The organism is Burkholderia sp. MSMB0856, assembly GCF_001524645.2.
Classification (GTDB): domain Bacteria; phylum Pseudomonadota; class Gammaproteobacteria; order Burkholderiales; family Burkholderiaceae; genus Burkholderia; species Burkholderia diffusa.
In genome coordinates, this window is the sequence record NZ_CP013428.1 from 822,299 (window position 1) to 843,997 (window position 21,699).

14 protein-coding genes are annotated in these 21,699 nt (G+C 67.4%); 4 read left to right on the forward strand and 10 right to left on the reverse strand.

Annotated elements, in window-relative coordinates; translation table 11 throughout:
• Positions 1–4: 4 nt before the first annotated feature.
• The 10 genes from WS87_RS21415 to WS87_RS21460 all read right to left on the reverse strand — a co-directional run bounded on the left by WS87_RS21415 (position 5) and on the right by WS87_RS21460 (position 13,959).
• Positions 5–841, reverse strand: a complete 837-nt coding sequence (locus tag WS87_RS21415) for a c-type cytochrome (RefSeq protein WP_059818887.1) — start codon at positions 839–841, stop codon at positions 5–7.
• 234 nt (positions 842–1,075) lie between these two features.
• Positions 1,076–2,374, reverse strand: coding sequence for a hypothetical protein (locus tag WS87_RS21420; protein ID WP_082750679.1), 1,299 nt, complete (start codon positions 2,372–2,374; stop codon positions 1,076–1,078).
• Positions 2,374–4,197, reverse strand: a complete 1,824-nt coding sequence (gene glmS, locus WS87_RS21425; protein ID WP_059818888.1) for a glutamine--fructose-6-phosphate transaminase (isomerizing) — start codon at positions 4,195–4,197, stop codon at positions 2,374–2,376. Before glmS ends, WS87_RS21420 begins: the two co-directional genes overlap by 1 nt.
• Positions 4,198–4,315: 118 nt before the next feature.
• Positions 4,316–4,804: a hypothetical protein gene (locus WS87_RS21430; RefSeq protein WP_059818889.1), complete on the reverse strand. Its 489-nt coding sequence runs from the start codon at positions 4,802–4,804 to the stop codon at positions 4,316–4,318.
• Positions 4,782–6,053 carry a poly-beta-1,6-N-acetyl-D-glucosamine synthase gene (pgaC, locus tag WS87_RS21435; RefSeq protein WP_059818890.1) on the reverse strand — a complete coding sequence of 424 codons (1,272 nt, stop codon included), beginning with the start codon at positions 6,051–6,053 and terminating at the stop codon, positions 4,782–4,784. The genes WS87_RS21430 and pgaC overlap by 23 nt, the downstream gene beginning before the upstream one ends.
• On the reverse strand, positions 6,050–8,143 hold the full coding sequence (gene pgaB, locus WS87_RS21440) for a poly-beta-1,6-N-acetyl-D-glucosamine N-deacetylase PgaB (protein WP_059818891.1): 2,094 nt from the start codon (positions 8,141–8,143) through the stop codon (positions 6,050–6,052). Before pgaB ends, pgaC begins: the two co-directional genes overlap by 4 nt.
• Before the next feature lie 15 nt (positions 8,144–8,158).
• Positions 8,159–10,954: a poly-beta-1,6 N-acetyl-D-glucosamine export porin PgaA gene (gene pgaA / locus WS87_RS21445; protein ID WP_059818892.1), complete on the reverse strand. Its 2,796-nt coding sequence runs from the start codon at positions 10,952–10,954 to the stop codon at positions 8,159–8,161.
• Between the two features lie 103 nt (positions 10,955–11,057).
• Positions 11,058–11,816 (reverse strand): hypothetical protein, encoded by a 759-nt coding sequence (locus WS87_RS21450; RefSeq protein ID WP_059818893.1) that lies wholly within the window; start codon positions 11,814–11,816, stop codon positions 11,058–11,060.
• 75 nt (positions 11,817–11,891) lie between these two features.
• A complete protein-coding gene (locus WS87_RS21455) occupies positions 11,892–12,314 on the reverse strand; it encodes a hypothetical protein (RefSeq protein WP_059525671.1) in 423 nt (140 codons plus the stop codon).
• A 649-nt stretch (positions 12,315–12,963) separates the two neighbouring features.
• Positions 12,964–13,959, reverse strand: a complete 996-nt coding sequence (locus WS87_RS21460) for a LysR substrate-binding domain-containing protein (protein ID WP_059689878.1) — start codon at positions 13,957–13,959, stop codon at positions 12,964–12,966.
• Between the two features lie 797 nt (positions 13,960–14,756).
• On the opposite strand from WS87_RS21460, the gene WS87_RS21465 reads away from it, so the two are divergent.
• The 4 genes from WS87_RS21465 (at position 14,757) to WS87_RS21480 (ending at position 21,683) form a co-directional block, all read left to right on the forward strand.
• Entirely contained in the window at positions 14,757–16,172 is a 1,416-nt protein-coding gene (locus tag WS87_RS21465; RefSeq protein ID WP_059450610.1) for a circularly permuted type 2 ATP-grasp protein, read from the forward strand.
• Between the two features lie 64 nt (positions 16,173–16,236).
• Positions 16,237–17,178, forward strand: coding sequence for an alpha-E domain-containing protein (locus tag WS87_RS21470; protein ID WP_059818894.1), 942 nt, complete (start codon positions 16,237–16,239; stop codon positions 17,176–17,178).
• A gap of 8 nt (positions 17,179–17,186) precedes the next feature.
• Positions 17,187–18,161 carry a transglutaminase family protein gene (locus WS87_RS21475; protein WP_059818895.1) on the forward strand — a complete coding sequence of 325 codons (975 nt, stop codon included), beginning with the start codon at positions 17,187–17,189 and terminating at the stop codon, positions 18,159–18,161.
• 93 nt (positions 18,162–18,254) lie between these two features.
• Positions 18,255–21,683 (forward strand): transglutaminase family protein, encoded by a 3,429-nt coding sequence (locus WS87_RS21480; RefSeq protein WP_059818896.1) that lies wholly within the window; start codon positions 18,255–18,257, stop codon positions 21,681–21,683.
• The last annotated feature ends 16 nt before the right edge of the window (positions 21,684–21,699 follow it).

Genomic DNA, 21,699 nt, shown 5'->3' on the forward strand with positions numbered 1-21,699 from the left:
CGGCTTACTTGCCCGCCTTGTGCCGCGCCATGAACGCGAGGTAGGCGACGATCTGGTCGAGCTCCCGGTCGCTCAGCTGATCGGGCGGGAACGCCGGCATTACGCGGCCCGGCCAGTCGCGCACCGATGCCGGGTTGCGGATGTAGCGGCGCAGCGCGGCGGGCTGGAAGTAGTCGACCGGATTCATCGGCGCGTTCAGGTCGGGGCCGGCCTGGCTGCTGCCCGCGCCGTCGAGGCGATGGCACGCGAGGCATTGCGTGACGAACAGTCGCTGGCCCGCGCGGGCCGGATCGTTCGTCGGCAGCGCGGGATCGACGGCGAGCGATGGCCAGCGCGCGAGCGGCGACGATTCGATCGTGATGCGAACGATCTGATACGGCCATTGCTCGCCGCGCACCGACGATGCGTCCGGCCCGAGCCACACGAGATAGAACGGCCCGGCGCTGACTTGCTTGCCCGGCAGCTTCGGCCACGGATGCGCGGGGTCCTCGATCGCGAGCCACGCGACGGCGCCGGCCGGCGCACGGCGGCGCGCGAGATCCAGCGGCAGTTGCGCGGCGAAACCGTCGGCCGCGCGTGTTTCGAGCACGCCGTCCGCCGGCAGCGGCGTGTCGCCGAGCAGGGCGGCGAACGGCACCGCGCGGAACGTCATCGGCCGGCCGTACGCGATGTCGCGCGGCACGTGGATGTCCGTCGCGTCGGCGCGCGCGAGCAGCGCCTGGCGCGTCAGCACGCGAGGCGTGCTGTCGGTCTCGAGTTCGAGCGAGCCCTGCGCGGACGCGCGCGTCGCGATCAGACACACCGTCACCAGCAACAGCGAAAACCACCGGCGCTTCAGCATTCGTTCTCCGTGGGGGGCGTTCCGGCGGCGGCGGGGAGGCGAGCGCGCGGCCGGTGGATGGAATCGGGCGACAGTCTAGCCGGTACGGGCGTCGCTGGCGAATTCGATGCGGGATCGGAGCAGTGGCGGCGATCGCGCCGGCCGGCGGCAGCGGGCGGGATCGCATTGCGCAAGTCGGCCGGCTGCGCAATTACACGGGGCGACGGTGTCGGTCCGGTCCCGTTCGCATCGCCGTCAATGTGTCGGACACTGCGCGTCGGTCTTCGGCAAAGGCGTTTCCCTTGCCGTGTCGAAATCGGCTTCGCGCGTCCCGGACGACGTCAGCGATACGAAATGCATCGTCCCGCCGCGTGCCGCGAACCCGGCGATGCCGGTCGAACCCCACGGAATCGGCGAGCGCTGCGCGCCGCTCACCGACATGCCCGTCGGCGTTAGCGCCAGCGTCAGCAGCCGCCCGTCGCGCGTTGGCACATACGCATGCGTGCCGTCGACGCCGATTCCGGATTCCCGCACCGACGCCGGCAGGCAGTCGAGTGTCGCGAGGCGGCGGCCGTCCGGGTCGATCAGCATTGCGACGCCGCGATTGTCCGCCGTCGTCGTGACGACGACGAAGCGGTCGATCGCCGGCACGTACGCGGACGAATACACGTAGTACTGGATCGCGTCGCTCAGCGGCCCGAGCTTGTCGAGCTTCGCCGTGACCGGATCGAACATCGCGTATTCGAGCGTCGCATCCGTGCTGCCTTCGATGAATTTCTGCCAGACGAGCAGCGCGCGGTGCGGCGAGCCGGCGACCACGGGCCACCATTCGCGGCGGTGCGGCGCGACCGGCACGTGATTCAGCACGCGTCCGTCGGCATCGTAGGTTTTCACGTAGACGCCGTTGCCGGTGCCGAGGTTGTCGACGCCGCCGCCGTCGATCCAGTCGGCGGAATAGAACACGACGAAGCGTTCGCCGACCGCGGCGACATGCCCGGAGTGACCGCCCGCCTCGACGTCGTTCGGGTAGGGCTTGATCGGCTTCAGGTCGCGCCGATAGACGCCGTAGCGCTGGCTGACCTCCTGCGGCGTGTTCCAGCCGTCCTCGAACGTGACGAAGATGTCGCCGCGCTGATTCTGCGCGATCGATACGGGCTCCTGCGCTTCCGGGCGGCTGATGAACGTACGGACGCGCAGCAGACGCGGCTTGCCCGGCAGCCATTCGCCGACGTACACGTCGTGCGGCCAGTTGCCGTTGCGCAGCGCGCCGCGCGGCGCGATACCCGAGCTGCTGAAGAACACCCAGCGCCGGCCGTCGCCGGCGTCGGCCACGCCGATTCCGTGCATGAAGCGCCGCGGGTCGCCGCTGTCCTGCGGCGACGCGGGCGCCTGCACGGTGACGGTGTGCACGACCGGTGCGCCGGCGAATGTGTGCGACGGTGCGGCGACGGCGCAATACGCGCCGCAGAGCACGGTCGCGACACGCCACGCGGCGGCGCGCGCGCCCGCACGGGCACGCACGGTGGCGATCGGCGTCGCGACCGGCCGTCGCATCATTCGACGGTGACTGATTTCGCGAGGTTGCGCGGCTTGTCGACATCGGCGCCGCGCGCGCACCCGACGTGATACGCGAGCAGCTGCAGCGGGATCACGTTGACGATCGGCGACAGCGCGTCCCCCGATTCGCGCACGCGGATCAGGTGCGTGTCGCGATCGGCGTCGATCTCGAGATGATGGCCCGCAAGCACGTACAGCCGACCGCCGCGCGCGCGCACCTCGGCCATGTTGGACTTGAGCTTCTGGAACAGGCGGTCGTCCGGCGCGATCGTGACGACCGGCATCGCGCTCGTGACGAGTGCGAGCGGGCCATGCTTCAGTTCGCCGGCCGGATAGCCTTCCGCATGGATGTACGACACTTCCTTGAGCTTCAGCGCACCTTCCAGCGCGATCGGATAGTGAATGCCGCGCCCGAGGAACAGCGCGTTCTCGGTGCGCGCGAACTTCGCGGCCCAGCCCATGATCTGCGTTTCCAGCGCGAGTGCGTGAGCGATGCGATCCGGCAGTTCGTGCAGTTTCTTCAGGTGCATCGCGACATGCGCCGCATCGAGCCGGCCGCGTTGCTGCGCGAGCGTCAGCGTCAGCACGAACAGCGCGACGAGCTGCGTCGTGAACGCCTTGGTCGATGCGACGCCGAGCTCGATGCCGGCTCGCGTCAGGAAGCTGAGTGGCGCGCCGCGCGCGATCGAGCTGGTCGCCACGTTGCAGATCGCCATCGACATATCCTGGCCCATCGCGCGCGCGCGCTCGATCGCGCCGATGGTGTCGGCAGTTTCGCCGGACTGCGAAATACCGACGACCAGCGTGCGCGGATCGGGCACGGTGTCGCGGTAGCGGTATTCGCTCGCGATCTCGACCTGCGCCGGAATGCCTGCGATGCTCTCGAGCCAGTATTTCGCAGTGAGGCCCGCGTAGTAGCTGGTGCCGCAGCCGAGCAGCAGCACGCTCCGGGTCTTCGACAGCAGCGCGCGCGTGCTGTCGCTGCCGCCGAACAGCGCTGGCGAAATCGTGTCGACACCGTCGATCGTGGCGGCGATCGCCTTCGGCTGTTCGAAGATTTCCTTCTGCATGAAGTGCTGATACGGGCCGAGCGCGGCGTCGTCGTCGCGCGCCTTGACCAGGCATAGCGGACGCTGGGCCTCGCTCCCGATCGCGTCCACCACGTCGATCCGTTCCGGCGTGATCAGCGCGACGTCGCCGTCTTCCAGGTAGACGAAGCGGTCGGTCAGGTCGCCGAGCGCCGCGCAGTCGGACGCGAGGTAGTTCTGGTCCGCGCCGATGCCGATCACGAGCGGCGAGCCCGCGCGCGCGGCGACGAGCCGCTGCGGCTCGCGCGCGCTCAGCACGGCGATCGCGTACGCGCCGTGCAGCCGCTTGACCGCGCGGGTGACGGCATCGAACAGGTCGTCGCGATACATGCTGTGGATCAGATGCGCGATCACCTCGGTGTCGGTCTCGCCGCGAAACGTGTAGCCGCGCTCCCGCAGTTCGGCACGCAACGCATCGTGGTTTTCGATGATCCCGTTGTGCACGACCGCGATCGTGTCGCCCGACATGATCGGGTGCGCGTTCATTTCCGACGGCGCGCCGTGCGTCGCCCAGCGCGTGTGCGCAATGCACGTCTGCGCTTCTAGGCCGAGCGTCACCACGCGGTCCTGCAGGTCCGCCACGCGTCGCAGCGTGCGTTCGCTGCGCAGGCGGCCGTCACGCAGCACGGCGATGCCGCACGAGTCGTAACCGCGATACTCGAGCCGGCTCAGTGCATTGACCAGTTGCGGCACCTGATTGTTCAGGCCGCTTGCTCCGACGATTCCGCACATGATTCACCTCGTTTACAGGAAGTTGCAGGCAGGCGCACGACACGCGACGGCGCGAATCCAGGAGCGGTGTCGCGTCGCGCGGCATGCGTCGCGTCCGGCGCGGCACGTCTCCGGTGACCTATTCGCGGGGCTGCGGTCCCGCGTGCGTGATCCATTCGATGCCCGAGATCGAGCCGTTCGCATCGTGCGACGCGACGAGAATGCGCGACGTGCGCCGCGCGCCGCGCCGGCGGGCGCCCGCGAGCGCGGTCGGCGGCAGCGAGCGCATCTTCACGCTGGCCGAGCGCCGCAGCATCTTCGAGACGCGCAACCGGTACGCGAGCGGATGCACGACACGTCCCGCGATCAGCCACATGACGATCGTGCCGGCGATCAGCGCGATGCTCGTCACGTAGAACACGATCTGCTCGATCGGCATCTCGGCCTCGTTGAACGGCAGCAGGTAGCGGTACGTATAGATGCAGATCGACGCCCACACACCTCCGACCAGCGCGGGCCGCACGAGGCGGAACCACGCGACGAGCACGGGCCCGACGATGCCGCCGCGTTCGGCGATCAGTTCGCGCGGGGCGCGCAGGGAAAGATCAATAATCGGCGCGTTCTTCATGTTGAATGCCTCGGTCGGGACTGACCCAAACGGCGCGCTTGCCGCGGCCCCGCAATACGACGGCGGGCAGGGCGACGACGGTGGTGACCATGCTGATCAACCAGAACGCGACGGGGTACCAGACGGTGTCAAGGAAATACATCAGGAGTTTTTCGTCGTAACGACGATCGATCATGCTGCCGATGATCAGCTGCAGGATGCAGGTCGCGACCAGCAGCATCCCGTGCCAGTGCGGCACCACGGATACATGCCAGGTCTGCGGAAGCGGATAGACGACGTCGATCAGCGCGAGCAGCAGGATGAACGACATCGAATAGGCCCACGCGATGCCGATCAGATACTCGACGAACAGTGGCCACATCATCATCTGCGTCGGTCGCGCGAGCGTGCCCGCGTACTTGAGCAGCACCTGGATGCCGCCCTTCGCCCAGCGCAGCCGCTGCCGGTAGAGCCCCTTCAGCGTCTCGGGCATCAGGATCCAGCTGAGCGCGTGCGGCTCGTACACGACGCGCCAGTCGCGGCACTGCAGCTTCCAGCTGATGTCGATGTCCTCGGTCAGCATGTCCGAGCTCCAGTAGCCGACATCGGCGAGCGCGGTCTTGCGGAACATCGTGATCACGCCCGATACCGTGAAGATGCGGCCGTACACCTGCTGCGTGCGCTTGATCAGCCCGACGATCGACGAGAATTCGCCGACCTGCATGCGCCCCAGCAGCGACGTGCGCGTGCGGATGCGCGGGTTGCCCGTGACCGCGCCGACGCCCGGATCGGTCAGGAAATGCTCGAGCATCCAGCCGATCGCGTCGTGCGCGAGCAGTGCGTCGCCGTCGATGCAGAGCAGGTATTCCGCGTTCGATACCGCGGCCGCGGTGGTGAGCCCGACCGCCTTGCCTTCGTTGCGCGCGTGATGGATCACGAGCAGCCGCGGGATCTCGACGGCCAGCTCGTTGAGGATCTCGCCGGTGCGGTCCTTGCTGCCGTCGTTGACCGCGATGATGTCGTAGTTCGGGTAGTCCATCGCGTTCAGGTGGCGGATCACGCCGCGCGCGTTCGCCGCTTCGTTGAAGCACGGCACGACGATCGAGATCTTCGGGATTCCGCTCGCCGCGATCGTGCGCGTCGACAGCTCGCGGCCTTCCTCGAGCAGGAAGTAATGGACGACGCCACCGATCATCCACAGATACGACATGAAGAACGGATAGTAGAAGACGAAATCCTGCAGGCGCTGGATGATGCTGTGGGTGGTCATGGCGTCTTGGTTCCCTGCGCATGCTGCATCTGCATCAGCGCGTTGATCGAGGTCGGATCGAGGCGCGACTTCAGCGACATCACGTCGCGCATCGCGTCGAGCTCCGGCTGGCCGTTCAGGAAGTTGTCGGGGTAGTAGCCGAAATTCACCGCGCCCTCGCTGCGCAGTCGCCGCATCTGAGCGAGCAGCGTGCGGGCCGGCACGTCCTTGTGCGCGTGCCAGTCGTACGACTGCAGTTCGAACACGGTGCGCTGCAGCCCGCGCTGCTTCGTACGGACGGTGCGCACGAGCTGGTCGAGCCAGCCCTCGGGGTCCTTCGCCTGTTCCATGTACGGCATCGCCATCAGCGCGACGTAGTCGTAGGTGGCAAGGAAATCGTCGTAGTTCTGCGCGTACCACGCTTCCGACTCGGGCTTGAGCACCGGCATCGCGAAGATGTTGCGCGCGGTCAGCACGTCGCCCACGTTCTGGTGCGCGAGCACGATCTGCTCGAGCTGGCGGGTCAGGTCGATCAGGTAGCGCGACTTCTGGCGCGTCCAGCGCTTCATCAGGTCGGGGCTCTCGCGGATCTTGCCGACGTCGGCCGGCAGCCCCCACTGCGAATAGGTTCGTAGCGCATGCCGGCCCGCATCCTCGTAGTCGTCGAGCACGGCGTCGTCGCTGAACAGGATGCCGCTGAACGACGCGTGCTTGCTGAGATCCTCGTAGATCTGCTGGATCATCAGCCGCGCTTCCGGATCGAACGGGCTCAGCCGGAACACGCGCGTGCCGTTCTCGCGGGCCGGCGCGCCGCCGTATGCACTGACGGCCTCGAGCCCCTGATGCTTGTCCGGCGGCGGCCGGAACGCGAGCACCGGCATCCATGCGTAGACCTGCACGTTGGAGCGCGTGTTGAGCTGCCACGCGGCGCGCGAGAACAGGTCGGCGCGCATCGGCAGGTGCCGGTTCGGGAAATACACGGCTTCGGCCACGCCCGTGCCTTTCGGGTCGGCGTAGGCCTGCAGGTACACCGATTTCGGCTGCATCCGGTAGATGCGCTCGATCAGCTTGCCGAGATTCGCTTCCTGCCGCGCGGGATCGGGATCGTAGACCTGATCGAGATCGACCTGCACGATGCGCTCGGGCACGTCGACGTCGCCGCGGTTGGACGCCGGCTCGCGCATCGAGCGCTCGAACCCGCCGATGTCGACGTCGTACATCATCAGGATCCGCCTCAGCCGGTCCAGCGGCACGTCCGGCGTATTCGGGCCGGCATCGAGGCTGAACTGGATGTCCATGCCGAGCGACGTCGATATCTTGCGCACGGGCTGGTTTTCCGCACCGTATGGCCACACCATCGAGCGTGCGACGATGCCGGTGCGTTCGCGGATCTGCCGCACGCATGTCTGAAGGTCGTCGTGCACGCGCGCTTCGAATTCGGCGTCGGTTTCATAGCGCTTCTCGTTCTGCAGGTAGAGGTGCGACGTGGTCGCCGGCAATTCGTTGCCTTGCGGATTCGCGACCGCGCCGTGATGGAGGTTGTGGGTATGGCAGCCGAGCTCGACGAGGTGAGATTGACCGACCTTCTGCACCTCCTCCCACGACATGAAGTAGTCGCGCGGCACCTGGATCTTGTCGCTGATGCGGATCGGCGCATTCGGCGGCGCATCGATCCACGCCGTGACGATGCCCATCACGGCCGGATACTTGAAGCGCTCGAGCAGCGGCAGCACCTTCGTGTAGTGGCTGCGGTAGCCGTCGTCGAACGTGAGGAGCACCGCGCGCGGCGGCAGCGGCTTGCCGCCGTGCCGCGATTCCTCGATCTGCTTGACCGTGATGGTGTGGTAGTTGTTGGTCTGCAGCCACGAGAAGATCGCGGTCAGCGTGCCGGTATCGACCGCGAACGGGTCGACCATCGCAGACGGGGAGGAGAACGACGCCATCAGGTTGTCGCGCACGTCGTGCAGGCAGATCACGCGGAACGTCTTGCCGTCGGCCGGATCGGACGGCGGCAGCAGGTCGATCATCCGGGCGTTCGTCACGCCCGGGAACAGCGAACAGGCGGTGAACGTGCCGAGGCATCCGCACATGAAGGTCCGTCTGGTTTGCATTGAGCGATCTCCTTGCTAGAACGGCAGGTTGACCGACAGGAAGCCGGTTTCGGAGCGCTCGCGCTGGCCGTCGTACGCGTGGCTGCTGACCTCGACGCCGTAGCTCAGCGTGATGTCGTGCTTGAACGTCCACGCGTGCTCGAGGCGTGCGCTCCACAGCGGGCTGGTGCCGAAGCCGCGCTCGTTGTACACGCCGCCCGACACCGATACGCGCTGCTGCAGCGACATGTCGCCCTTCTTCCACAGCGTCAGCTGGTGCATGACGGTCGCCGCGGCCGCGTAGTCGCGGCTCGGGCTGAAGTAGGGCGCGTCGTGGCGCGTGTTGCTGTCGGTGCCGAGATCCAGCGATACGTTGACGAGCTGATTGGCGGACGTGTACACGCGCTGCGTGGCGATTGCCGTGATTTCCTGGTGCAGGTTCGAATCGCTGTACCGGCTCACGCCGTAGTTCAGCTTGACCTCGCGACGATCGTTCTGCCGATACACGACCGAGACGTTCGCCGAGCGGCCCCAGATGTGCGCGGCATACGCCTTCCACGGCAGCGAGTTGTCGTTGGTATCGAGCCCGGCGTTGACCGTCCAGTAGTCGTTCAGCGCGTACGCGATCGATCCGCGGCCGCCGGTTCGGCCGTCTGCGCCGAACGAGCGCGTGACTTCGCCCTGCACGGTGAGCGGCCCGTGCCGGTAGTCGCCGCCGACGCCGGTGCGCGTGCGGCTGACGCTGCCGGAGTCGGTCTGCGCATGGCCGAAGAACGTGTGCGAGAAGACGCGCCAGTTGTCGCCGAATGGTTGGGAATACACATAACTGTCCGACGTGAAGCTGTTGTCGGCCAGCGCGCTGTTGCCGTGCTCGAAACTCAGGTCGGTCGTGAACACGGGGCTGCGGTATGCCTTGTAGTCGCGCTTGAAACCGCGCACGGCGCCGCTGTCCGGAAACACGTTGTCCACGGTCTGGTCGACGTACTTCGCGGTCGCGTAATCGTCCGCCACGAGCGCCGCGCGGCCGAGGCCCGCGAGCATCTCGACGCTGTCCGGGTGGTCGGTCAGCGAAGCGCGATACATCGCGATCGCCTGGCGCGGATGCGCCTGGCCCGACACCGCGTCGGCATGCGCGGCACGGACCTCCGCATTGAACGGCACCTGTTGCTCGAGCTGCTCGAGCGCGGCGATCCCTTCGTCGACGCGGCCCGTATAAATCAGGTATTGCGCGCGTAGCCGGTAGTAGCGCAGAAAGTCGCTTTCTTCCGGACCGTAGTTGCGCACCTCCTTGGCCGGCGGCAGCGAGTTGCCGATGTCGTCGAGCACCTGCTTCGCGTCCGCCGCGCGTCCCTGGTCGACGTACGACCAGAACAGCCCTTCGCGCAGTTCGATCGCACGCGTGCGTGCACCGTACTGGAAGCCGCGGGTCGCGCGGTCCGTCGGCGCGGCGGTCGCCTGCTTCAGCGCGCGCTGGTACACGCCGTTCGCCTTGGCCGGTTCGCTCAGGTAGAGGTAGGCGTCGCCGACGGCCGCCAGCGCGTCGATCGAGATCTCCGCGTCGGACGGAATCGTCTCGAACGTCGCGACGGCCTTCGTCATGTCGCCGCGCGCCGCGTAGGCGACGGTGCGGTCCCCCGCGAGCGCCGTCCTGACCGGCGAATATTCGGGCGTGGCCGGCATCCGCTTGTCGAGGTCGTCCGCGGCGTGCAGCGCGCTGTCGAGGCCGTCGAAGCGGTCGGAACTCGTCATCGAGCGCGACTTGTCGCGTCCGCCGCGCACCTGCTGGCGAATCGCCAGTTCCTCCAGCTGCGCGACGTCGACGGCGGAGAACGCATCGGGCCGTGCCTTCGCTTCCTCGAGCGCCTGGATCGCGCCGCCGCTCGCCGCGAGGCCGAACACGTCGTTGCGCACCGTCGCGACGTCGGCGGTACGCAGATTCGGCATCTGGGCATTCGGCGCTTCGACGTCGGGGCCTTGCGACCGTTGCGTCTGCTCGCCGGGCAGCTGGGCGCCGGGCGTCTGTGAATTCGGCGTCACGGAGGACGGGGGTGGCGAGCCCGGTGTCTGGGTGACGGGCGCGGGCGAGCCAGGCATCGGGGTGCCGGAGGCCTGCGCGGTTTGCGTCGCGGAATTCGAGGGCGCGGGGGTTACGGCCTGCGCGGGTTGCGGCGGCGGCTCCGGTGTGTGCGCGACGGGCGCGGGCGGACTGGACGCAGGTGTGTCGGACGTTGTCGCGGTAGTTTGCGCCGACGTGTCGGGCGGCTGCGGGTTCGCGGCCTGGGCGACGCCGATCGGCGCGTCCGATGCCTGCGCGACGGGTGCCGGCATATTTGACGGCGCGGTGTCGGATGCCTGGGCCGGCTGCATCGGGGCGCTCGACGTCGGCTCGATCGGTGGCGGCGTACTCGGCGGCGCGGTATCGGTCGCCTGGGCGATCTGGATCGGCGCGCCCGGCGCCGGTTCGCTCGGCTGGGCGACGTCGGGATCCACCACGACCGTGGTCGGCATCACCTGCGGTGGCGGGTCCGACGCCTGCGCGAGCTGCATCGACGCATCCGATGCCTGCGCGATCGGCGTCGGCGCCTGCGGGGGCAGGGCCTTCCGACCCTGGGCGATTCCCAGCGACGCCGCCGTCGGTTGCATGTCGGGCGGCAGCGCATCCGCCGCGCCGCGCGTCCCGGCGATTTCGCTCGCGCCGCCCGGGGCCGCGTCGCCTTCGGCGGCAAGACAGGAGCCGGACGCGATGAGCAGCAACAGCAATGGCGCATGCAGGAGGATCCGCCGGTTGGGCGGAGCGGCGGTGGTGCATTGTTGCCTACGATTGTTAGCCACGATGTCTCCTCACTCTGAAACGATCACATCGGTTGCACGCCCGACGACGCGCGTCGCCGGTCGTCGTGCCGCCGGCAGCGAGGCCCGGCGGCATCCGGCCGCTTCACAGGCGGTTGCGGATCGCTTGTCCAAGCAGCGCGCGCGATTCGCTGTTTTTCGGGTCGATGGCGAGCGCGCGGCTCGCGTTCTGCTCCACGCAATTCCATTCGTCGATCCGGGCGCACCAGCGCGCCCGGGCCAGTGCGCGCGCGCCTTCCAGTTCGTCGCGCGTGACGCTGGTGGCCTCCATGTGCGGCGAGTCGGCGAGATACGATTGCGGTTGACGACGCGGCGCGGGGTCGGTGTGTTTTTTCGTGCTTGCGAGCGCCTGCGAACGTGACGTACGGTGCGTGTCGCCGGGCCGCGCCGCGCGACCGCCGGCCGATGCGGCGTGCGCGTTGGCCGCGAGCGTTGTGGGCGGCACATGCGCGGGGTGCGGGTGTTTCGCGGCGGCGCGGGCAGTCGTGCGTGGCGGCGCGGCCGGCGCCGCCGTGGCCGACACGGCAGATGTTGCCGACGCAAACGGCGTTCCCGGTACGGAAGGCGTAACCGGCTCGGCCTGCGCGACGGTCGATGCCGCGCGGGAGGCGTCGGCCGTCGCGGCCGCAATGGCGTCGCGATACTTTCCGACGGCGCTGCCGATCATGCCGGCGATGTCGTGCGTCACGGTTGCATGGCCGACTCCCGCGTCCCGCTGGACGTACGCGAAACCGCCGAAGATCGCGGCAAACGCAATGATGCTGAGTGCCGCACTCTTTCCGGGGCCCCAGGCGGGCTTCGACTGACGGACGGGCGAGCCGTCCGGTCGTTCTGCACGAGTCATTCAGTCCTCCTCGATTCGACGGATCGCAACGCACGACGCGCGCACATGCCATCGCCATGCGGATTCAACCGACGCTCACCACCGCAACTGCGTGGTGAGTGCGCCCGTTTCGACGACCGCGAATTGGGTCGAGCCCTGATAGGTGCCCTCGACCCGGTAACTTGCATCGGGCACGCTGAACAGACAGCGCGGCCCCGTTGCCTTGAATTCGACGAGCACGCGGCCATGCCGTCGCAGCCGCACCTGCACGTTGGACAGCGGTTGCCCGTTCGCGCCTGATACGAACGACACGCCGAGGTTGTAAGGGCGGCCATCGGGGGGGAGCGGTGCCGTACCGTCGATTCGCGCATCACCGCAGATGTACGAAATCATGTATCGCCCGGCCTCGGCGTCGGACGAGGGTGCCGGGGGCTGGGTCTGTGCCGCGGCGTTGATGCAGAGTGCGGATACGACGATGCCGAGGAGCGGGCGAGCATGCTGTTCAAACGAGGAAGACATTGCAACCTCCATCCGAAATCGCTGACAGCGCATTTATTCCGATTTGAAATGGGCGACGTTCTTTTTGCGACATGCTATTGATACACGATGGGTTTTGAACAAACAATCGCGTGTGGCCCGAATGGGACATGCTTTAAATGTCTTATTTAAATAGGATTGGTACTCATTCGACGAAATGGATCAGCACTGAACAAAGTCGATATTGCCGAACATGAAATTTGCTCGCCGGTAGCGATGACCATTTCGAAATTTTCCGACGTAAGTGGTACCGAATTTTGTGCCGAAAAATAACGACTGATAAAAGGAAGACTTGCCTCTGTCATCGGCGCATCATGATGAATCCTGAAGCACAGGTCAGCTAAATCGAAAGGGCTGGTATGACGTTTTTGGCGAGATTGTCGTTACATGAAAATCGAAACTTTTGATATGTTGTGTAACAGGGTATTTCCGTCATCCAAGTCGACAATTCATTCGGATTCGCAAACGTTTGGCGGTATCGTGGAATTGATCGAGCGTGCGGAACGCATATTGAAGACAAAGCGGGATCGAAAAATGCTTCGCGACGGCGAACATGAAATACCGGAGCGCCGCGCGGATTGCATCCGCGTAGCGCTCCGGTAAATCGGGCGATGAGGGGCGGTGGAGGGTGTTACCGGCTGCCGCCGGCGCTGCGGCGCGCGATGCGCACGGCCGGCTCGATCGACGGCTCGGCCGCACGCGTGCCGTCGGCCGCGACGCGCGGGCGGTTCATGATGTAGGTCCACAACTGCTCGGCCGCGAGCCCGCGCTTGCGGGCCGACCGGTACAGGCGAATCTCGAGCTCGGTGATCCAGTCCGCCGAGCCCGCACGAACGAGCGAACCATCCGCGAGTTCTTTCGCCACGCAGCTTTCGGGCAGCCAGCCGATGCCGTGCCCGGCCACGACCATTCCTTTCAACGCCTCGGACATGTGCGTCTCGAAGCACCGATGCAGCGCATACGATTCGGACGCGTTCAGCAGCAGCATCTCGACGACATTCCCGAGGAACGCGCCCGACGAATACGCGAGGAGCGGCAGCGGCGCGTCCGGCGTGCCGGGCAGTTCGAATACCGGCTTGCCGCGCGCGTCGGGCGTCGACACCGGCAGGATCCGCTCGACGCCGAGCGTGACGAACGGGAAGTGGTTCGGATCGAGCACGATCGGCAATTGCGGATGGTGATAGCCGAGCAGCAGATCGCATTCACCTTCGACGAGTTGTTGCACGCCTTCGGGCACGTTCACCGCGTTCACGCGCGCGGTCACGTGGCCGACTTCGCCGTTCAACTGCTTGAGCCATTCGGGGAACAGCGTGAATACGAGCGTATGCGCGACCGCGAAGCGCACCACTTGGTCGCTTGCGGCGAACTGGTCGTAGCCGTTCACGAGGTTGCGTGCCGCATACATGCTGCGCAGGATGTCCGCGGCCAGCCCGCGGAACATCTGCCCGGCCGGCGTTAGCGCGATCGGGTTGATGCTGCGGTCGACCAGCTTCGCGTCCATCCATGTTTCGAGCGCGGCGATTCGTCTGCTGAATGCCGACTGCGTGAGGTGCCGATGACGCGCGGCCCGGGAAAAACTCTTGGTATCCGCAAGGCTCAGGAAATCTTCCAGCCACTTTGCTTCCATGTTGATCTTCGCTTTTTATAGTCGGCGCCGGAAGGCGGCGGCGCCGTTTCACTGAACCGGTTTGGTAGCGTACCGCGCCTCGCGCATCGGAGCCGATGTTTTTTTTCGATCGGTGTTAGTCGAAATATGCATGGGCGTTGTCGGCGGGATTACGGCTACATACGGTTGAGGTGCCGGACCCGGCTAACCGGTTAGTTCACTGCGTCGAACTCCCCGACTTGCCGCAGACGGTACTTCCCCCCAGGGCCGGCCGCGCACCTGCGCGCGCCGGCTCGCCTTTCCGCTATTCCGCCCGGGCAACCGAAAGATGTGGCGCAATCCCCGTCGCGGTGCAGGGCGGGTCGCCGCAATGGCTCGCCGATGCCGCGTCGCGGTTCGCTGCGATGCGGCAAGATCGGGCGGGAAGGTGGCGGGGCGCGGGCGATCGCACGGCGACGGGGGAAGCCGCGCCGACGCAGGCGCGGCACCGCTGCCGGCCGGTGGCGCGGAGATTCGCCGAGGCGCGCCGGCAGGGGAAGGATTGGTGCAGTGCAGATTGCACAGTCGTGACACGCAGGGGAACTATGTTCGACAGGCGCGGTGCAGCAGAGGCCGTGCGCGGGCACGGCACGCCTCCGGCGCGTCCTGCGTCGTGCGCATCGCACCATCGTGGTGCGGCGTGCCGCGGGGGCGTGCCGGCCGTGCGACAAAAAGGGGGAACCTGAGGGAATATCGCAAGGCACGTTCCTTGCAAGGCAGTCAGTACGCCGGTCCGGCATGCGCAATGCCGGGGAAAACGATCGATGGAGAAAAGATCGATGAAGCCATTCGATGAAATGCTGCAATCCGGCGACATGGTGAGGGCGCCTTACGCGCGCCTCAAGCAGTGGCTCGACACGCAGAACCCCGCGAGCCTCGCCCAGAAGGCCCACGACGCGGAAGGCGTGTTCCGCAGGACGGGCATCACGTTCGCCGTATACGGCGACGCGCAGGCCGCCGAGCGGCTGATTCCGTTCGATATCGTGCCGCGGATCATCTCGGGCGCGGAATGGAGCCGGCTGTCGCTCGGCATCGAGCAGCGCGTGATGGCGCTCAACGCGTTCCTCGACGACATCTACCACCGCCAGGAGATCGTGCGCGCCGGCATCGTGCCGAAGCATCTGATCGCGCACAACGAGGCGTTCATCCCGGAGATGATCGATTTCCGGCCGCCCGGGAACGTTTACACGCACATCATCGGCGTCGACATCGTGCGCACCGGCGAGAACGAGTTCTACGTGCTGGAGGACAACGCGCGCACGCCGTCGGGCGTGTCGTACATGCTGGAAAACCGCGAGACGATGATGCAGCTCTTCCCCGAGCTGTTCCAGCAGGTCAAGGTGCGCCCGGTCGAGACCTATCCGCAGATGCTGCGGCAGTCGCTCGCGGCCGTGTGCCCGCCGGGCGGCAACGCCGACAACCCGACCATCGCCGTGCTCACGCCCGGCATCCACAATTCCGCGTACTACGAACATTCGTTCCTCGCCGACCAGATGGGCGTGCACCTCGTCGAGGGCAGCGACCTGCAGGTGGTCGACGGCCGCGTCGCGATGCGCACCACCGAAGGCTTCCGGCCGATCGACGTGCTGTACCGCCGCGTCGACGACGCGTTCCTCGATCCGCTCACGTTCCGCCCCGATTCGGTGCTCGGCGTGGCCGGGATCATGGACGTCTACCGCGCCGGCAACATCACGATCGCGAACGCGCCCGGCACCGGCATCGCCGACGACAAGGCGATCTACTCGTACATGCCGGAGATCGTCGAGTTCTACACGGGCCGTAAGGCGCTGCTGGAGAACGTGCCGACCTGGCGCTGCGGTGAGGCCGACAGCCTGAAATACGTGCTCGACCATCTCGACGAACTGGTCGTGAAGGAAGTGCACGGCTCCGGCGGCTACGGGATGCTGGTCGGCCCGTGCGCATCGAAGGCCGAACTCGAGGCGTTCGCCGCGAAGCTGCGCGCGCGTCCCGCGAACTACATCGCGCAACCCACGCTGGCGTTGTCCACGACGCCGATCCTGACCGAAGCCGGCCTCGCGCCGCGCCACGTCGACCTTCGGCCGTTCGTGCTGGTGTCGGACCGGATCCGCATCACGCCGGGCGGGCTCACGCGCGTCGCGCTGCAGGAGGGATCGCTCGTCGTCAACTCGAGCCAGGGCGGCGGCACCAAGGACACCTGGGTGCTGGCCGACTGAGCCGGGCACGACCGCGCGCGCCGCAGCCGGCGCGCGAACCGAACGAAGACGGAGTGGACACGAGATGCTTCTGGGACGAACTGCGAGCGGTCTCTACTGGATGTACCGCTATATCGAGCGCGCGGAGAACATCGCGCGCATCGTGGATGCCGGGCTGCGGATGGCGCTCACGCGCACGTCCGACGCGCCGGCCGAATGGTCGTCGGTGCTGGTCAGCTCGGGCGCGGACGAAGGCTATCGTCAGAAGTACGACGCATATGCCGCCGATACCGTGACCGACTATCTGCTGCGCGATCGCGACAACCCGTCGAGCGTGCTGTCATGCATCGAGAACGCGCGCTCGAACGCGCGGATGGTGCGCACGGCGCTCACCCGCGAGGCGTGGGAGAGTGTAAACGGCGCATGGCTCGCGCTGCGCCACGCGCTCGCGCAGCCGGTGCCGGAGAGCGGGCTGCCGGCGGTGCTCGACGAAGTGAAGCGTGAAACCGCGCTGATCCTCGGCAGCTTCTACAGCACGATGCTGCGCAACGAGATCTTCGATTTCGCGCAGATCGGTGCGTTCGTCGAGCGCGCCGACAACACCGCGCGGATTATCGACGTGAAATACCACCTGCTGCTGCCGTCGGTGTCGCACGTCGGCACGATCCTCGACAACTACCAGTGGGAGACGATCCTGCGCTGCGTGGCCGCGCACCGCTCGTATCGCTGGGTGTACGACGTGCAGTACAAGCCGATGAACATCGCCGATTACCTGATCCTGAATGGCCGCATGCCGCGTTCGCTGCGCTATTGCTACGGGCGCGTGGTGTCGAGCCTGAACATGCTCGCGAAGGATTACGGCGTGACACACCCGTGTCACGACACGGCCACGAAGATTCTGCAGATGCTGTCCGACACCTCGGTCGAGCGCATCTTCAAGAGCGGCCTGCACGAGTTCCTGACCGACTTCATCGGCCGCAACAACAGCCTCGGGATCGACATCGCCCAGGCCTACAACTTCGACTGAGACTTGCCATGCGACTCGCCATCCGACACATCTCGCGTTATCAGTTCGACGATCAAGCCACCTACGCGTTGCAACGGCTGCGGCTGCGCCCGCAATCGGGGCCCGGGCAGACGGTGCGCGCGTGGCAGGTCACGATCGAAGGCGTCGAGCCGGCGCTGTCCTACACGGACGGGCTCGGCAACCGGATCGACCTCGTGCGCCACGACCGCGGCGCGAAGAGCGAGATCGTCGTGGTCGCGGCCGGCGTCGTCGAGACGCAGGACCGCGCCGGCATTCTCGGCAACTCCGAGGGCTATGCGCCGCCGTGGATCTTCGAGCGCGAGACCGCGCTCACGAAGGCCGGCGACACCGTGCGCGAACTCACGCAGGCGCTGCCGATCGAGCCGCACAGCCTCGACGCGCTGCACTGGCTGATGACGGAAGTGCATGGCCGCATCGCGTACGCGCCGAACCTGGCCGACGCGCCGGTCGATGCCGAAACCGCGCTGCAAAGCGGCGAGGGCACGAGCCGCGACCATGCGCATGCGTTCATCGCGGCCGCGCGCGCGCTGAAGGTGCCCGCGCGCTATATCTCCGGCTACGTGCTCGCCGACAGCGCGATGCAGCGCATCGCCGACGCGAAGCAGAGCGCGGCGGACGACGAGGAAGAGGAGGCGCTCGCGCTGCAGAGCGGCGACGGCATGCAGCAGGCGCTCGGCGCATCGCACGCGGCCCAGTCGCAGGGCTTGCCGCAGGCGGCGCTCGGCGCGCAGCCGCAGGCCGCCGCGCTGATGCAGCAGCCGGCCGGTCATGCATGGGCGGAGGCCTACGTCGAAGGGCTCGGCTGGGTCGGCTTCGATCCGTTCATGAACCGCTGCCCGGACGAGCGCTACGTGCGCATCGCCGTCGGCCTCGACGCTCGCGACGCGCAGCCGGTGACGGGACTCGGCGCGAGCATCGTCGGCATCGAGATCAGCGTCGTGCAGTCGCCGGAACTGGTCTGACGCACCCCTTCGCCGAATCCGCCGTGCCGTGCCGCCGCAGCGACGGCGACGCGGCGCGCGCGGCCGGCCCAACCCGAACCGAGCGGCTCTCCCATGCCCATCCACGTCGCGCTGCATCACACCACCCGCTACCGCTACGACCGGCCCGTCAACCTCGGCCCGCAGATCGTGCGGCTGCGGCCCGCGCCGCACTGCCGGACGCCGATCGTCGCGTATTCGATGACGGTCGAGCCCGCGCAGCACTTCATCAACTGGCAGCAGGACCCGTTCTCGAACTATCTCGCGCGGCTCGTGTTTCCGGAACGCACCGAACACTTCGAGATCACGATCGACCTGGTTGCCGAGATGTCGGTGTACAACCCGTTCGACTTCTTTCTGGAAGCGAGCGCGGAGCAATATCCATTCAACTATGACGATGCGCTGAAGACGGAACTCGCGCCGTACCTCGCGTGCGATCCGCAGACGAGCGCGGCGCCGCTGTTCCGCGCGTATCTCGACGGCGTCGACCGCACGCCGGCCGGCACCGTGAACTTCCTCGTCGCGCTGAATCAGCAACTGCAGCACGACATCGGCTATCTCGTGCGGATGGAGCCGGGCGTGCAGACGCCCGAGCAGACGCTCGAGCTCGCGTCCGGGTCGTGCCGCGACAGCGCGTGGCTGCTCGTGCAGCTGTGCCGGCACCTCGGCATCGCCGCGCGCTTCGTGTCCGGCTACCTGATCCAGCTCACACCCGACGTGAAGGCGCTCGACGGCCCGAGCGGCACGTCGGTCGACTTCACCGACCTGCACGCGTGGTGCGAAGTCTATCTGCCGGGCGCGGGCTGGATCGGCTTCGATCCGACCTCGGGCCTGCTTGCCGGCGAAGGGCATATCCCGCTCGCGTGCACGCCGCAGCCGACCAGCGCCGCGCCGGTCGAAGGGCTGATCGACGAATGCGAAGTCGCGTTCGAACACGAGATGGCGGTGACGCGCGTGTACGAATCGCCGCGCGTGACGAAGCCGTATACCGAGTCGCAGTGGGACGCCGTGCGCACGCTCGGCGCGCAGGTCGACGGCGCGCTGACGGCCGGCGACGTGCGGCTCACCCAGGGCGGCGAGCCGACCTTCGTGTCGATCGACGATCGCGACGGCGCCGAGTGGAACACCGATGCGCTCGGCCCGACCAAGCGCGGCTACGCGACCGAACTCGTGCAGCGGCTGCGCGCCGAATACGGCGAAGGCGGCTTCCTGCATTTCGGGCAGGGCAAGTGGTATCCGGGCGAGCAGTTGCCGCGCTGGGCGCTGTCGATCTTCTGGCGCGCCGACGGCCAGCCCGTGTGGCACGATCCGTCGCTGTTCGCCGACGAGCGCGAACCGTCCGCGTGCACGACCGACGACGCGAAGCGCTTCATCGACGCGCTGGCCGCGCGCCTCGGCCTGACCGACGAATTCGTGCGGCCCGGCTACGAGGACGTCTGGTACTACCTGTGGCGCGAGCGCCGGCTGCCCGTCAACGTCGATCCGTTCGATTCGCGCCTCGACGACGAGCTCGAACGCGCGCGGCTGCGCAAGGTGTTCGACCAGCAGCTCGACAGCGTGGTCGGCTACGTGCTGCCGATCAAGCGCGCGGACGACGTGCCGGGCCGGCCGGGCCTCGACGGCCCGCGCTGGCAGACGGGCCCGTGGTTCTTCCGCGACGAGCGGATGTACCTCGTGCCCGGCGATTCGCCGATGGGCTATCGACTGCCGCTCGATTCGCTGCCGTGGGTCGCCGGCGCCGACTATCCGTACCTCGTCGAACGCGATCCGTTCGCGCCGCGCGACGCGCTGCCGGACGCGGCCGCGTTCCGTGCGCGTCACGCGGGCACGGCCGACGCGCCGCGCTACCTGGCCGGCGCGCATCGCGAAGCACCCGTGCAAACGGTCATGCAATGGCGCAGCGACGACACGGCCGCCGGCGGACGGCATGCGCATGGCGCGCCGGACGCGCAGCGCCGCCCCGAACGCTTCGAATCGGCCGCGTGGATCACGCGTACCGCACTGTGCGCCGAAGTGCGCAACGGCATCCTGTATCTGTTCATGCCGCCGCTCGCCGCGCTCGAAGATTATCTCGACCTGCTCGCCGCGATCGAGCTGACCGCGCACGCGCTCGACGTGAAGCTCGTGCTCGAAGGCTATCCGCCGCCGCGCGACGCACGGCTCAAGCTGTTGCAGGTCACGCCCGATCCCGGCGTGATCGAGGTGAACATCCATCCGGCGAAGAGCTTCGACGAACTCGTCGGCCAGACCGAATTCCTGTACGACGCGGCCTGGCAGTCGCGCCTGTCCAGCGAGAAGTTCATGGTCGACGGCCGGCACGTCGGCACGGGCGGCGGCAACCACTTCGTGCTCGGCGGCGCGACGCCGGCCGACAGCCCGTTCCTGCGCCGCCCGGACCTGCTCGCGAGCCTGATCGCGTACTGGCACAACCATCCGTCGCTGTCGTACCTGTTCTCGGGGCTGTTCATCGGTCCGACGAGCCAGGCGCCGCGCGTCGACGAGGCGCGCAACGACCAGGTCTACGAGCTCGACATCGCATTCGCAGAAATCCAGCGCAACAAGCTGCTGTACGGGCAGGACATGCCGCCGTGGCTCGTCGACCGCGTGCTGCGCAACCTGCTGATCGACGTGACCGGCAACACGCACCGCAGCGAATTCTGCATCGACAAGCTGTATTCGCCCGATTCGTCGACCGGGCGGCTCGGCCTGCTCGAACTGCGCGCGTTCGAGATGCCGCCGCATGCGCGGATGAGCATCGTGCAGCAACTGCTGCTGCGCGCGCTGGTCGCGCGTTTCTGGGCCGTGCCGTACACGACGCCGCTCACGCGCTGGGGCACCGCGCTGCACGATCGCTTCATGCTGCCGGCGTTCCTGAAGATGGATTTCGACGACGTGCTGGCCGAGCTGCGCGACGCCGGTTTCGCGTTCGATGCGGCGTGGTTCGCGCCGCACTTCGAATTCCGCTTCCCGCTGTTCGGCCAGATCGCGGTGAACGGGATGCAGCTGTCGCTGCGCGGCGCGCTGGAGCCGTGGCACGTGATGGGCGAGGAGGGTGCGACCGGCGGCACGGTGCGCTACGTCGATTCGTCGGTCGAACGGCTCGAAGTGCGCGTGACCGGGCTGAACGACAACCGGCACGTCGTGACCGTCAACGGCCGCGCGCTGCCGCTGCAGCCGACCGGCACCGTCGGCGAATACGTCGCGGGCGTGCGCTACAAGGCATGGGCGCCGCCGTCGGCGCTGCATCCGACCATCGGCGTGCATGCGCCGCTCACGTTCGACATCGTCGATACGTGGCTGCAACGCTCGCTCGGCGGCTGCCGGTATCACGTCGCGCATCCGGGCGGGCGCAACTACGCGACGTTCCCGGTCAACGCGTACGAGGCCGAGAGCCGCCGGCTCGCGCGCTTCGTCGCGATGGGCCACACGCCGGGGCGGATGGACGTGTCGGCCGCTGCGCCGAGCCGCGAATTCCCGTTCACGCTCGACCTGCGACGGCCTTGATCCTCGGATGAAAGCA